Origin of the sequence: Capnocytophaga canimorsus, assembly GCF_002302565.1 — a bacterium.
Lineage (GTDB): Bacteria > Bacteroidota > Bacteroidia > Flavobacteriales > Flavobacteriaceae > Capnocytophaga > Capnocytophaga canimorsus.
The window spans coordinates 279,023-293,776 of sequence record NZ_CP022382.1 but is presented as its reverse complement, the minus strand read 5'-3'; the positions used below and the strand labels follow the sequence as shown (position 1 = coordinate 293,776).

Genomic DNA, 14,754 nt, shown 5'->3' with positions numbered 1-14,754 from the left:
TAAAAAGAAATGAATGAAACTATCATAGCGTTAGCAACAGCTTCAGGGAGTGGAGCTATTGCTATCATCAGAATATCAGGAAAAGATGCCATTTCAATTGCTGATAGCGTATTTAAAGCACATCACGGAAGAAGTTTAGCTAATTCTGATTCGCATACCGTACATTTGGGATATTTTTTTGATAATAAGACGATAATAGATGAATGTCTTGCAACGATTTTTAAAGGAAATAAGTCATATACGGGTGAACCTACTGTAGAATTTTCTTGTCACGGAAGTAGTTATATCATTCAGCAAGTGATAAAAGTTTGTCTTGCCAAAGGATGTCGATTAGCAAAGGCGGGGGAATTTACTTTAAGGGCATTTCTAAATGGAAAAATGGATTTGTCACAAGCTGAAGCTGTTGCTGACCTTATTGCCTCCGACAGCGAAGCTGCTCACACTATCGCTATGAAACAAATGCGAGGCGGTTTTACTTCTGAAATTGAGGAACTACGTACTGAATTACTGAATTTTGCATCTTTAATTGAATTAGAACTTGATTTTTCGGAAGAAGATGTAGAATTTGCCGACAGAAACCAATTTCGTTCACTACTTTCAAGGATTCAGACTACAATTAAACGATTGATGGACTCATTTGCAACGGGAAATGTTATCAAAAATGGGGTTCCAGTGGCGATTGTAGGCAAACCCAATGCTGGGAAATCAACGCTTTTGAATGTTCTTTTGAATGAAGAACGAGCTATCGTTTCGGACATTGCGGGAACAACACGTGATACCATCGAGGAAGTGTTACACATCGGCGGAACAGCTTTCCGATTCATCGATACAGCAGGAATTCGTGAAACTTCTGATAAAATAGAAGAGATTGGTGTTAAAAAAGCGAAAGAAAAGATTACACAAGCCAATGTTTTATTATACCTCTATGATGAATTGGATAATCAACCTGAGGAAGTTATTGATTTTGTGAAAGAAGTATATCGAGACGACTTAAAGATAATTCTTTTGCATAACAAAGTAGATGTATCTGGTGGTGAATTTGGTGATTTCGACCGAAAATTGAAGTCGGAACTTGTCCCTAAATATACAGATATCATTTTAGGAATTTCCGCTAAGGAGAATATAAATATAGACATATTGAAGTCAGAACTTGCAACGTACGCTGAAAGTTTTACGTCCTCTGCGAATAATATAATTATTAGTAATTCACGTCATTACGAAGCACTTTCTAATGCCCTTGCCGAGATTATAAAAGTTCAGGAAGGTTTGGAAATGAATATTTCAGGAGACCTTCTTGCTATCGACATTCGTGAGGCTCTCTACCATCTTGGTACTATCTCCGGCGAAGTGACTAATGACGAAGTACTCGGGAATATCTTTGCGAATTTTTGTATTGGCAAATAAATTTGTTTTCTTTAGTTTCTTATGTTTTCTTTTATTTGATTTACAGAAAATTATGTTGGATTTATTTTCTAGTGTAATCTTTTATTAATACATTTGTACTACTCCAAACCAGAGAGTAGTACAAACGTACTACTTATGAAAATATCATTATTTCAACGAAAATTAAAAGACGGAAAAGTTAGCCTTTTCATCGAATACTATCGTGGTTCGGAAGTCGGTAAAGATGGTAAACGCAGACACTTGAGGGAATATGAAAATCTTAAACTTTATCTTCATTCAAATCCTAATTCAAAAGAAGAAAAAAAACAAAATAAAGAAACTCTTGAGCTTGCTGAAAACATCTTAGCAATTCGAAAAACCGAGTATATTCAAGGGAATGTCTCGTCCTGAAAAAATGATACAGGATTAAACAACTAAAAAATTATTAATCAAGTGGTACAGTCTTACCAACTGTATCACTTTTTCTTTTATACAATTTAGGAACTAATTCCTGTTGGGTATGCATCTGTTTTGGGGTTAAAAAATGATTCGAAAAATGAGGTCTCTTTTCGTTGTATATTTTAACCACATCAGCTACCAACTTCTTTCTACATTGCAAATTTACATTAAATTTGTCAATATCATACTCTTGTTTCAAAATTCCATTGATTCTTTCCGCAATTGCATTCTGGTAAGGATCAGACTCTTGAGTCATACTACATCGGATATTATACTGATTTAAAACCTTTTGATAATCATCTGAACAATATTGCAACCCTCTATCTGAATGATGAATTAATTCCTCTATTTTTTCCTTTTTCAAAGCGGATTTTAAAGCTTTTAAACTGGAAGTACTAGCCAAAGAGTCCGACACATCATAGCCTACAATTTTCTTCGAATAAGCATCTGTAATCAAACTCAAATAAGCAGGATTTTCTCTGTTACCCAAGTAAGTAATGTCTGCTACCCAAAGTCGGTTAGGAGCTTTTACTTGATAATCTTTTATCAAATTAGTGTGTTTCATAAAACGATGTAACGAGTTGGTTGTTTTATGATAACTTCTTTTAGGAATAATAAGTAAATGATTAGCTCTTAGTATATTAAAAAATTTATCTCTACCTATTTTTAACATTTTCAATTCCTCTTTTAAAAGAGAATAAAGTTTTCTTCCGCCCATTTTGGGACTGTGTTTTCTTATTTCTGCTACCATTGCCACTACTTGTTTTGCGTTGTTTTTACGCGTATCTCTACGCTTTAAATTGCGATAATAAACCTGTCTATCCACCCCGAACAGCTGACAGGCAAAACTTACTGTTTCTTGTTCTTTTTCTCGGAAAGTTTCGATAGTTCGGGGGTGAGTTTTTTAGTTCGTGTATTTTATTTTTTTCAATAGGACTCACTGAATGTTTCACATTTCGTATATCAATTTGATATTCTTGTTGGGCAAGGTCAATCATCATATCGAAAATAATTGATTTCTTATCCGATACATAGGCTTGTCTTTCGAGCAGTGCTTTTTGTTTTTTTAGGAGTTTTACTTCTGCTTCAAGCTCCATTATCCTTTGTTCTGGTGATTTAGGCATATTTGATGGGGTTTGATTTTCCCAGTCAAAGTTACCAAATTTTCTCAACCAATTCATAACTGTACTTCGTGACTGAATGCCATATTTTTTACAGGCACCACAGGTCGATAAGCTGCCTGATTCAATCTCTTTTACAATATTGAGTTTAAAACTCATACTGTAATCTCGTTGAGTGCGTTTTACATATTTATCCATAATAACGATTTTTTTTGTATCGATATTTCAGGATAAGACAACAATGGAAAACGAAATCATCATTAACAAACTAAACCGAATAGAGAAATATATATTCGGACTGAAAGAAATTCTTACAGTAGAGGAACTCGCAGAATATACTGGATTCAGACAGTCGTACATTTATAAGTTAGTACATACTGGAAGTATTCCGTATTCTAAACCTAATGGCAAAAAATTATTTTTCTCAAGGAAAGAAATAGATGAGTGGCTACTTAGAAATAGGCATAAATCATTAGAAGATATAGAGACAGAGGCGATTGAATATGTGTTTAATAAAAATCAAAAATCAGCCTTATGAAAACCTCATATCTCCGCGTAGGCACGATCTATTACAAACTCATAGAACGCCCTCAAATTTCTGGTGATAAAATCACATCTTTGGTAAAATGGTCAAGAGAAACGATTATCCAAGACCACGGCAGGTCATATACTAGAATCTACTCCGAAAACCTTTGAGATTAAAGCATCAAAAGAAGAACTCGAAGCTCGAGAGCAATTTATAAATTCTATTCCCAAATGTATTGAGGCTCACATTCCTGAAAAGCTGGAAAAAGACTTGATATTGTTAAATAGAAACTTATCAAAAGTAAATATGAAATCTAGTATTTTCAAATATTCTATTTTGGGAGGAATAGGGAGTTTAATTTTATCTATAATATTACTATGGGTTAGTGGATATTTTGCTCAAAAATGGTATGCTGAAAGTGTAAAAACAAAGGAGGAAATCAGAAATCAAATTTTTCAAGAAATGAGAAGCAAAGGTAAGGATTTTTACGAAAATGAATATGTTAATCAATTGAAGTTAAACACGGAAATCATCAACAAATGGATGGAGAAAAATCCGAAAGAAGATGATAAATTATTGATTTTCAAAGAGGGGTATGAGGCAAAATAAAAAAAATCGTCATATATCACTTGTGAAAAATCCCCTTATCGGAAGTACACCGAACACTTCGCTGATGGCACTGCCAAAAACATCTCCGAAGAAATTCCTTTTGAAATCCCCGAAAATTGGGCTTGGTGTAGATTGGGGGAGGTTGGTAGAACTGTCCAATATGGAGTTAGCAAGTCAGCAAAATCGGAAGGGTTATACAAATTATTGAGAATTACGGATATTCAAGAGAATAAGGTTATTTGGGAAAATGTTCCATTTACAGATATAGAAGAAGAGGAAGCAGAAAGTTTTGTTTTGGAAAATGGAGATTTTCTATTTGCAAGAACGGGAGCAACGGTTGGAAAATCTTATTTGGTTGAAAATTTAATGCAAAAATCAGTTTTTGCATCCTATCTTATTCGTATATCTTTACTACCAAACAATAATATCAACTATATAAAGTATTTTTTTAATTCTGAATATTATTGGCAACAAATCTCGGAAAAATCGGTTGGTATAGGACAGCCAAATGTTAATGGTACTTCACTAAAAGAACTATTCCTCCCCCTCCCACCTCTTTCCGAACAGCAACACATTGTTTCCAAAGTAGAAGAATTGTTAGCCTTGGTAGAGGATTTGGAAACCAACAAAACCGACCTAAAAAGCACCATTCAACAAACCAAAGCCAAAGTATTGGATATGGCAATTCGTGGAGAGCTTGTACCACAAAATCCTGACGATGAGCCCGCTTCGGTGCTTTTAGAACGCATCAAAAATGAACAACAATCTGCAAAATCTAAAAAGAAAAATACGGTACATAATACACACTATGACAATGATAAATTGTTAATGGTTAATGATGAATTTCCGTTCGAAATCCCTGAAAATTGGACGTGGTGTAGGTTGGGGGAGATATTTAAAATTGGATCAAGTAAAAGAGTTTTACAATCAGATTGGAAACAAGAAGGTATTCCTTTTTATAGAGCAAGAGAAATTGTAAAGTTATCTGAAAATAATATTGTTAATAATGACTTATTCATTTCGGAAGAACTTTATGAACAATTAAAAAAGACTTATGGTGTTCCACAAGAAGGCGATATATTGATATCTGCAGTTGGTACTATTGGAAAGCCTTATGTTGTTAAAAAAGAAGATTTATTTTATTATAAAGATGCAAGTGTCTTGTGTTTTCAAAATATACATAATACAAACTCAAACTATATTAACTCAATTATGAAATCAGAATTTATACAAGCTCAAATCTATGAAAATTCAAAAGGAACAACAGTAGATACTATTACTATTGAAAAAGCAAAAGGGTATATTTTACCTCTCCCCCCTCTTGCAGAGCAACAGCGAATTGTGGAAAAAATCGAGCATATATTTTCGGTTTTAGATGAATTGGAAGAAAATTTAGGTTAATTGTAAATGATTACTTATAATTGATAATCAAGAATTGTTTATGTTTTCTATTCATTTTAAAATAATAGAAATATGCAAAAACAATTTGAAGCCTTTTTGGCAAAGCAGGAGCTATCGCCTAATACGATGAGTTCGTATGTTTGGACAGTGGAGTATTTCCAAAGGAATTATCAAACGCTGAATAAGGAAAATTTACAAGCGTACAAAGGCTATCTCATAGAGCATTTTAAACCACAAACCGTTAATCTTCGTCTGCAAGCTATCAACAAATTTTTAGAGTTTCAGAAGAAAGACCGCCTGAAAATGAAATTTGTAAAGGTTCAGCAGAAGAATTTTTTGGAAAATGTCATCAGCAATGCCGATTATCTTTTCTTGAAAGAACAATTGAAAAAAGATGGCTACCAAGATTGGTATTTCGTGGTGTGGTTCTTGGGAGCTACGGGGGCAAGGGTGAGCGAACTCACACAAATCAAAGCCGAACATATTGCACTGGGATACTTGGATTTATACACCAAAGGGGGCAAAATCAGAAGGCTTTATATTCCAAAAAAACTCAGAAACGAAGCTCAAAAATGGCTCAAAGAAAAAGGCATCTCTTCGGGGTATATTTTTCTGAATAAATTCGGAAACAAAATTACTACCCGAGGTATTGCAGGGCAACTGAAATATTTTGCCGAAAAATATGAGCTGAATCCCAAAGTGGTTTATCCGCATTCATTTCGGCATCGTTTTGCTAAGAATTTCTTGGACAAGTTTAACGATATTGCCTTTCTTGCCGACCTTATGGGGCACGAAAGCATAGAAACTACCCGAATTTATCTCCGCAGAACTTCCACAGAACAGCAACAAATTGTAGATAAAATCGTAACTTGGTAGAAATCAATGGTTAATTATTGATGATGAATTGATAATTAACCATTCATCATTAAGTTAGATTTTCCTCAATAGTATCTAATTCCGTGAAAATTTCCTCTATTTTCTGAACAATTCTTTTCTGCTCGGAAAGGGGCGGGAGAGGAACGATTTCATTTTTTATCACATCCATTGATATAGAGGAAAATGTAGAACCTGTAGCTTTTTGAATAAACTTTCGTTTTAGTGTTTTAGTCCAATAATATATAAATTTTTCACTCATTCTCTGTAATGGAACTATACAGCATAGACCTCTACCTATACATAACCTTCTATTAGTAATATTTACTTCGCCTACCGGAGCTCTCACACAAATTAAAACACTATTTGCAGGTGCAACTTTTGTTATTTCATTTGTATAAAAGTTTGAAGGTTTAATATACTTGGAAGTAAAAAATATTTTTCCTTGATGAAACTCTAAATTTCCTTTTCCTGAAATATTTTCACTTTTAGGTGATTGTCCCATAATAACTTCCCCAATTTCCCCCAACCTACACCACGCCCAATTTTCAGGAATTTCGAACGGAAATTCATCATTAACCATTAACAATTTATCATTGTCATAGTGTGTATTATGTGCCGTGTTTCTTTTTTTAGATTTTGCAGATTGTTGTTCATTTTTGATGCGTTCTAAAAGCACCGAAGCGGGCTCATCGTCAGGATTTTGTGGTACAAGCTCTCCACGAATTGCCATATCCAATACTTTGGTTTTGGTCTGTTGAATGGTGCTTCTTAGGTCGGTTTTGTTGGTTTCCAACTCCTCTACCAAAACTAGCAATTCTTCTACTTTGGCAACGATTCTTTTTTGTTCAGCAAGGGGTGGGAGGGGGAAGAATAATCCTTTTAGTGAAGCTAAATATATTCCTTTTTGAGCAGTTCCTTTACTATTATTAATCATTGTGTTATATAAAAAATCTGTCTGCAACATATAATGAATATATTCAGAATTTACCATAACTGGTTTAATTACAGCAACACTTCTCTGTAAAGCAAATTTTTTATCGGATTTAACAACGGCTGTTCTTCCTATCGTTCCTACAATAGTTAATAAAACATCATCTATTTCAATTTCTGTTCTTTTGTTTTCAAATTCCCATTCTTCTTCTAAAACCCAACGAGAACTTGTATCATAATTAATTTTATCATCAAAAATATTGGTTGCACTTAGCATAGGAATTCCACTATATCGATTTGGAGGAGGATTATGAGAACCATCTGTTATTTTAGAAGAAATTTCCCCCAATCTACACCACGCCCAATTTTCAGGGATACTGAAAGGTATCTCTTCGGTAATGTCTTTGGTAGTGCCATCAGCGAAGTGTTCGGTGTACTTCCGATAAGGGGATATTTCACAAGTGATATATGACGATTTTTTATCTTTTTTTATCTTTTTTTGTTCAATCAATATCTGTTTTTCTGCACGGATTTTTTCCAATAATACTGATGCTGGTTCGTCTTTGCCGTCTTGCGGTACAAGTTGCCCACGAATGGCAAGGTCGAGTATTTTTTGTCTGAGCTGCTGGGTGTTCACTTTTTTAATTGTTAATGTTTTTTCTATATTGAGGTTACGCAATGGTTACGCAATTTTAATTCATCAAACATCTTAAAATCATAAAGTTATAAAATTGAATTGTTATCAAAATCCTGTTTTGGTTACGCAACGGTTACGCAATTTTATTATGCTAAATGGTTTATAATAAAATGTTTATAATAATAAAGCAATCTGAAAGTATCCTTTTGGTTACGCAATTTTATGCCCAAATAGGAATATATTTCATAGCTCTTGTTCCTGCCTCTTCATCAAATACTTTGATAAGCTTTTTCTCTTGAGCTTCTTTTATGATTTTACTAATCATTTGGCTGGTAACCGTATTGCCAAAGCGTTCCCGCAAAGAGGTATTGCTCATCTGTTCACGCATAATGTATTTGGATACACAGTGCCAATAACAAGCTCTCAATCTTTCTTCTTTAGTCATATTCGAAAATTCTTTATAAGTAAAAATAGTGGCTTTGGTGTAGCCTCCTATATCTTCGAATAAAGGAGCAGGCATTTGATTGATTTCTAATTGCAAAATTACTTTATCTATTCCTGAACCTCGTTGTTCACAAATATCCATTCTACGCATTAGTGAGGCTAAGAGTTCATTTCTACTTCGTGGAGGTTTGTCCATAAAACGGTTTACTTCTACTAATGGCGAACCTGTATTGGTTATTTCTATGCGATGTGAAAAAATTTCTACCATCGGCGAAGTTCCTGTTTGAGCAAAATCCTGATGTATCAGAGTATTGGCAACTAATTCACGCAAGGCAATATCAGGATAATTGCCTATTTCTTTACGAAATGACAAACCTATTTCTTCATAAGAAGGTAATAAAGCTTTTATACTACTCATTATAAATTCGAAATCTACGGCATAGCCTGCTTGGTTTTCTATTTCTTTTACAGTAGACAATTTGTTATTGTCCTTATAACGAATGATTCGAAGTGATTTTCTTGCTAAATGTTCAAAATCAGATAGTTTTTTAGCAAATAAAACAGCTCCAAGGTTTGTAATATCCCATAGATTAGCGTTCTCTATTATGAGTTTTTCATCTTTTAGTTTTTGCAAAATACTTTGTTGATTTTGAGGCAAAGGTTGTTTTGTCAAATCAAAATATTTACTAAAATCCAATAATCGTAGAACCTTTTCTCCTTCTACGGATTTCATCGCTGATTGTTTTTCAAACGGAATGTACTCTAAGGCTCTCCACAATTGCCTTTCTTTCTCGGGAAATTCTTGCAATTTTTTGGTATAGGAACCAATGCGAAGATATTCTGTCCCATCAAAGCGAACAGGTTTATGAGTTGCAGGCTGAATCTCTAAAATAACTAACGATTTACCTTGATAATCAAATTCAAAAAAGGTAAAATCAATCTTGGGTTCAAGCTTTTGTAGAAGCCAACTCTCCAATTCTTGTTGTTTGTATTTTATAACAGAAGGTTTAAATTTGGTGCCTATTAGTTGATGTGTATCGTCTTCTACTCCCCAAACTATATAGGCCTGAGGTTTATTGATTAGTAAAGAGCTATTTGCCAAAGCAGATATTCTTTGCCCGATCATTTCAGGGTCTGAATTACTGTCTTTGAACTCTACCCATTCATTCTCTTTGGGTAATTTCAACAGTTCTTCTAATAAAATATGCAGTTGAGTTATATCTTTTTTACTCATTGACTCTCTATTTTTTAATTACAAAGTTATAATTTAATCAATTTGGTTACGCAATGGTTACGCAATTTTAATTCATCAAACATCTTAAAATCATAAAGTTATAAAATTGAATTGTTATCAAAATCCTGTTTTGGTTACACAACGGTTACGCAAATAAAAGAAGAATGTTTTCCTCTTGTTTATTTACAATTTATAATCAGCTTCAATTTTTCTACTGCCGACATAATATTGGTAGCTTTTTCTTCGATGTTTTCAAGTAGTTCATCAAGGGGAATGTCTTCGGTTTCTTCGCCTTGTTTGAGCCACGCGATATCCAAACTAGTTTTATCGCGTGCCATAATTTCTTCTATGGTGTATTTTCGCCATCTACCTTTCGGATTTTCAGCAGAATAGGTTTCTTTTCGTTGGCTGAAATCGTCTTCGCAATAGCATTCGATAAACTCCTGAAAATGTTCGTATTTCAAAGGATTGGTTTTCCCAAAATTCGGCATATTGCTTCGCAGGTCATAAATCCAAACTTCTTTGGTATTGTTTTTTTCGGTTTTACCTTTGGTAAAAAACAGTACATTGGTTTTCACGCCTTGGGCATAGAAAATCCCTGTAGGCAGACGCAAAATAGTGTGCAAATTGCACTTATCCATCAGGTCTTTACGGATTTTTTCGCCGTCGTTGTCTACAAACAAAACATTATCGGGCAATACGACACCTGCACGACCATTCACATTCAAACTTCGGTAGATATGTTGCAAGAAGTTGAGCTGTTTATTAGAAGTCGGAAAGGTTAAATCGTCGCGAGTAGCTCTTTCGCCACCTTTCTTTGTACCAAAGGGCGGATTGGTCAGTACCACATCAAAACCTGTCATTTTTTTACCTTCGGAAGAAAGCGTATCCCCCAATTTTATATCGCCCTTGATGTCGTGGAGCATCGCATTCATCAGTGCCAAGCGGTGCGTTTCGTATACGAGTTCGCCCCCTGTAAAGGCTTCATTGATTTGAAAATTTTGCTCTTCTTCGGACAAATCGAAAAGGTTATCAGTCTGATTTTTAATATGTCGGTCGGCGGCAATCATAAATCCGAAAGTTCCGCAGGCAGGGTCGTTGCAGCGTTCGCCCGCTTTTGGGTTAATTAGCTCGGTAATGACATCAATCAGCACACGCGGGGTGAAATATTGCCCCGCTCCCGATTTCTTTTCGTTGGCGTTTTTCTCTAAAAGTCCTTCGTACAAGTTGCCCAAGCCCTCTTCCTTGGCAGAATACCAATCGAGTTCGTCAATGGTTTTGATAATTTTTTCAAGGTTTTTAGGTTCTTCAATATTTGATTTTGCACCGCCATAAATTTCGCGTATGCGTCCCGTACATTCTTCGCCCAAATGCTCCAAGAGTTCCTTGTAAAACTTTTTCAGGAGGATGCCGTCTTGTTTTACGAGTTTGTCCCAACGATACTGCTCAGGAATTTCCTTTTCGGTATCGGTTTCCTTTGCCATTTTTAGGAACAGAATATAAGTCAGTTCCGTTACATACTGATGATAGGTGATGCCATCATCTCTTAATACATTACATAAAGCCCACAGCTTTGATACGATTTCTTGGTTATTCACGGGGGTAATTGTTAATTATTAATGGTTAATTGTAAATTGTTAGTTGTATTCATCTACGAAATTGAGTTTTAGTATATTTTTCTCTGATTCCTTGGGTATAAAATTATGTCAAATGTGATAATTGAACTTGATTCCAAAAATCAATTTTATCAAAATTATCATTGATTGTTTTTATGATAACTTTATCTGATAAATTATCATTATATATTTGATCTCTAAAAATCGTATCCCTTAGAATTATTGCCACTTCTCTAGGAATATTTAAATTAATAAGTTGGATTGTTATCGGCTTGTAAGCTCCCATTTCTATATAACTAACGAATTTTGAATCAGAGTCTTTTATAGAATAAAAAGGTCTTAATAAAGTAGAAAGGTTAAAGCATATATCTTTTTGTATAATATTTATTGCATTATCAATTTTTTCTGATGTATCAAAATGTGAGTGACTCAATATTTTTTTTAGACTTTTCTCTTTAATCCAATTATTAACTGTATAGAAAAAATAAATTGATAAATTTTGTTTACTAAAAGCTTTTTCATATAATTTTGGAAATCTTTCTTTTATTTTATTTACTGTATTAAATAACTTATCAGCTAATAGACTATCATTAATTGACATAGGTAATTCAAAATAGTCTATTTCTTTGTAAATATCATTTAAAACAAATGGATCTATATACCTATTTCTAAAACAAACTTCTAATGGAACAGATAAGTTATTAATTAATTCATTATAAATTTTTGAAATTTGCTCTTTAGATAATTTTACACCTACAGAATCTAATCTTTTAAAACTTTTTTCTTTATATCGTAATATAGTTCCTCGTATATAAGTAACTAAGAAACTAAAGTTATCACCTATGTTTTTATCAACTTTTTCGCTACTAATATTTTCAAATAAAGAAGAATTTATTTGCTTGTTATATTTTTCAAAAATATTAGAATAACCTGTTTTCAATGATTTTTCTTCATCTTGAAATAAAGTTATTGTCTCAGCTTTGTTTTCAAAAGCATTTTGATCTAACACAAATGTCCTTCCTATAAAATCTTTTAATAATCTACCTGCTCTTCCTCGTAAATTAGAGATTTCGTAGTTTGTCAATTTTGGCATAATTCCATTTTCTTTTTTAAGCCTAATATTTCCATTTCTCATAATTACATTTTGAGCTGGTATATTTACTCCTTGCATAAGAGTTGTTGTGCAAACAATATTATTAATCATTTTTTCTCGTACGGCATATTCCAAAACATTTCTTATATGAATAGGCATTTTTCCGTGATGATAAATTATACTTTTTCGAAGTACTTGGTTAAGATCATAATTTTTATGAATAGTGTTGGAAATATATTTTATCAAACTATGAATTTTAGCACTATCATTTTTTAATACTATTTTTTCACTTAGCTTTAGAGCAATTTTTCTAGCAGTATTTGAAGTTGGTGCAAAAATTATATTTTTTGTTTCATTGCCTAAATATTGTACAACGTTGTTTAAGTATTTAAAATAAGTATCATCATATTGACTTCCTCCTATTTTAATATATTCTGTGTTTTTAATCTCAATTGTCTGATAGTTTTTCTTGATTTGTGAGTATTGATTAAAAAAATATTTCTTTCCTTTTTTAGAAATGCTATATGTGAAATTTGCAACAGGCGAAGAATCAGTCTTTACTTCCACAGAATCTTTTTCTTCAAATATCTCAAATCCCATTTTTTTTAATCCATTAACCCTTGGTCCACTAAAAATAATATTTTTAGGATTGTAGCTAAAACTCAATTCAATAAGGCTATCAAAAAGTATCTTTGCTCTCTCATCATCTTCGTTTTCAATTCTTTCTATGTTTTGAATTTCGTCCACAATAAATGTACTTATATTTCCAAATGGCTTTTCATTTTCTCTATATGCCGAAATCATTCTTTCGGGAGTCAATATATATATGATATTGATAGTTTCACTGTCATTACAACTTGTTAAAATACTATAATTATCTAATCCAAACTCTTTTAATATTTTATGATAATCATTAACAACTTGTGTAATTAGGCTTAGTGTAGGAACAATGTAGACAATATTTCCTCCCTCCCTCAATATATTTTCTATTGATTTTAATAATATAATAAATGATTTTCCAGCAGAGGTAGGAGCAGAAATCCCTATAAATTTAGCTTCATTGCATTTATCCCAAATATTTTTTTGAAAATCAGTAAGTAGAAATATTTTATCTTTTACAAATATCTCATATTTCAACTGATTTATTATTGTACTTAACTGATTGATAAAACTATCCATAGGACTAAATCGATTTTGTTCAAAATCAAAATCCTTATCAACCATAATTGCAGAAGGAGCAAATCCAATACGAGATAAGACAATAACTAAAAATTGGTTTAAACCTCCCCAATGTTCCCTTTTATAAGTATATAATATAGAAGATAGAACAATAACTATTTGTTTTGCATAGTCTTCTTGTATTCTTGAATAATAATCGATTACTCCAACCGCTTTATATAATAATTCATCTGAGATAATATCGGAACCACTAATAAAATTTAGTTTCTGAGCAATCGATCTATGTTCAATACTCAAAAGTTTATCAATTATTATCTTATGTTCTTCTTGTATCATTTTTTTGAACCTACTTTATTTTGAAAATCATTTAAAAGTGTGTCTAAATTCCAAATGGGAAAGATGATATAATTAACTCTAGCTAATATAGCTTTTTCGATATTAGAAAAGCTATCTTCACTTATTGAGTTACATCTATCTTGAATAACTTTTTTAATTTTACTTTTGATAATTTCCTCTCCTCTATTGTCTAACACTTCTTTATTTTCGCTATAAATAATTAAACAAACAAGTTCATATCGAATGTTTTCTAGTTTGCCTTGTTTGTATTTTTTTACAAGTTCCTCTAATTCAGGTTCAATAAAATCATCGTATAGATATAAATCTAATTCTTTGTCTAAATCGTTAAATGTTTTTATAATACTTTGTATAGATTCTTTAAAAGCTTTATTAAACTGATAATCACTCTTATAGCATTTAGATTCCCCTAGTATAAATACATTTATATTTTCTTCATTTTTATAATGAATCGCGTCTGCTCCAAATCTTTCGTGTCCAAGAGATGTTGTAATTCGTTGTTTTCTAAGAATTGGGATTGCTTTATAGTAATTCTGAATAAGATTAAACAGTAATAACTCTCCAAATTGTCCTTGAGGATGTCCTGGTCTAAACTTACTATACGCTTGATTAACTATAAAACTCATAGCATTACCAAAATCCGTATCTTTTAATCTATCATTGAATAATTTCTCTTGTTTACTTTTATGGTAAACCCAATTCACAATAGTATTAAGTAACTCTGCCAAGAAATCATCTCTTCTTTCTTTTATATCAGAATAATTTATCGAAAGACCATAATGTTCTTTTCTAGGTTCTATATTTAAATCTTCATAGAACCAATATATATGCTTTAGTAGCAAATCAGTATTAGTAAGATGATTAAGCATATTCTTTATATTTCCCACAAATT

At 32.5% G+C, this 14,754-nt stretch carries 14 protein-coding genes and 1 pseudogene; 7 read left to right on the top strand and 8 right to left on the bottom strand.

Annotated features, from left to right (window positions below; translation table 11 throughout):
• Positions 1-9 precede the first annotated feature (9 nt).
• Together mnmE and CGC47_RS01275 are read left to right on the top strand one after the other, a co-directional pair.
• Entirely contained in the window at positions 10-1,404 is a 1,395-nt protein-coding gene (gene mnmE / locus CGC47_RS01280; RefSeq protein WP_095899885.1) for a tRNA uridine-5-carboxymethylaminomethyl(34) synthesis GTPase MnmE, read from the top strand.
• A gap of 135 nt (positions 1,405-1,539) precedes the next feature.
• Complete coding sequence (locus CGC47_RS01275) at positions 1,540-1,794, top strand: hypothetical protein (protein ID WP_232779673.1); 255 nt, start codon at positions 1,540-1,542, stop codon at positions 1,792-1,794.
• A 34-nt stretch (positions 1,795-1,828) separates the two neighbouring features.
• Here the strand turns inward: CGC47_RS01275 and CGC47_RS01270 are convergent, their stop codons facing one another.
• Complete coding sequence (locus CGC47_RS01270) at positions 1,829-2,668, bottom strand: IS3 family transposase (protein WP_232779672.1); 840 nt, start codon at positions 2,666-2,668, stop codon at positions 1,829-1,831.
• Entirely contained in the window at positions 2,661-3,161 is a 501-nt protein-coding gene (locus tag CGC47_RS10815; protein WP_197063688.1) for a transposase, read from the bottom strand. The genes CGC47_RS01270 and CGC47_RS10815 overlap by 8 nt, the downstream gene beginning before the upstream one ends.
• Before the next feature lie 43 nt (positions 3,162-3,204).
• Here CGC47_RS10815 and CGC47_RS01265 point away from each other — a divergent pair, with 43 nt between their 5' ends.
• From CGC47_RS01265 to CGC47_RS01260, 3 genes and pseudogenes are all read left to right on the top strand, one after another.
• Complete coding sequence (locus tag CGC47_RS01265; protein ID WP_041998532.1) at positions 3,205-3,501, top strand: helix-turn-helix transcriptional regulator; 297 nt, start codon at positions 3,205-3,207, stop codon at positions 3,499-3,501.
• A pseudogene (locus tag CGC47_RS10745) lies at positions 3,498-3,632 on the top strand (primase-helicase family protein); the annotation flags it as partial. The gene CGC47_RS01265 and the pseudogene CGC47_RS10745, both read left to right, overlap by 4 nt.
• A gap of 163 nt (positions 3,633-3,795) precedes the next feature.
• On the top strand, positions 3,796-4,098 hold the full coding sequence (locus CGC47_RS01260; RefSeq protein ID WP_095899884.1) for a hypothetical protein: 303 nt from the start codon (positions 3,796-3,798) through the stop codon (positions 4,096-4,098).
• 35 nt (positions 4,099-4,133) lie between these two features.
• Here the strand turns inward: CGC47_RS01260 and CGC47_RS10740 are convergent, their stop codons facing one another.
• The gene (locus CGC47_RS10740) at positions 4,134-4,298 is read right to left on the bottom strand and encodes a hypothetical protein (RefSeq protein ID WP_157908814.1); all 165 of its coding nucleotides are present in this window, start codon (positions 4,296-4,298) and stop codon (positions 4,134-4,136) included.
• On the opposite strand from CGC47_RS10740, the gene CGC47_RS01255 reads away from it, so the two are divergent.
• Complete coding sequence (locus CGC47_RS01255; protein ID WP_095899883.1) at positions 4,231-5,499, top strand: restriction endonuclease subunit S; 1,269 nt, start codon at positions 4,231-4,233, stop codon at positions 5,497-5,499. The genes CGC47_RS10740 and CGC47_RS01255 overlap by 68 nt on opposite strands.
• Before the next feature lie 72 nt (positions 5,500-5,571).
• Positions 5,572-6,375, top strand: coding sequence for a tyrosine-type recombinase/integrase (locus CGC47_RS01250; RefSeq protein WP_041998529.1), 804 nt, complete (start codon positions 5,572-5,574; stop codon positions 6,373-6,375).
• Between the two features lie 49 nt (positions 6,376-6,424).
• On the opposite strand, the gene CGC47_RS01245 is transcribed toward CGC47_RS01250, so the two are convergent.
• From CGC47_RS01245 to CGC47_RS01225, 5 genes are all read right to left on the bottom strand, one after another.
• Positions 6,425-7,942, bottom strand: a complete 1,518-nt coding sequence (locus CGC47_RS01245) for a restriction endonuclease subunit S (protein ID WP_172458727.1) — start codon at positions 7,940-7,942, stop codon at positions 6,425-6,427.
• A gap of 220 nt (positions 7,943-8,162) precedes the next feature.
• Positions 8,163-9,620 (bottom strand): RNA-binding domain-containing protein, encoded by a 1,458-nt coding sequence (locus CGC47_RS01240; RefSeq protein ID WP_041998523.1) that lies wholly within the window; start codon positions 9,618-9,620, stop codon positions 8,163-8,165.
• Between the two features lie 179 nt (positions 9,621-9,799).
• Positions 9,800-11,218, bottom strand: a complete 1,419-nt coding sequence (locus CGC47_RS01235) for a class I SAM-dependent DNA methyltransferase (protein ID WP_095899881.1) — start codon at positions 11,216-11,218, stop codon at positions 9,800-9,802.
• Positions 11,219-11,321: 103 nt separating this feature from the next.
• The gene (locus tag CGC47_RS01230; RefSeq protein ID WP_095899880.1) at positions 11,322-13,844 is read right to left on the bottom strand and encodes a DEAD/DEAH box helicase; all 2,523 of its coding nucleotides are present in this window, start codon (positions 13,842-13,844) and stop codon (positions 11,322-11,324) included.
• Positions 13,841-14,749, bottom strand: coding sequence for a HamA C-terminal domain-containing protein (locus CGC47_RS01225; RefSeq protein WP_147269741.1), 909 nt, complete (start codon positions 14,747-14,749; stop codon positions 13,841-13,843). The genes CGC47_RS01230 and CGC47_RS01225 overlap by 4 nt, the downstream gene beginning before the upstream one ends.
• Positions 14,750-14,754: the final 5 nt, after the last annotated feature.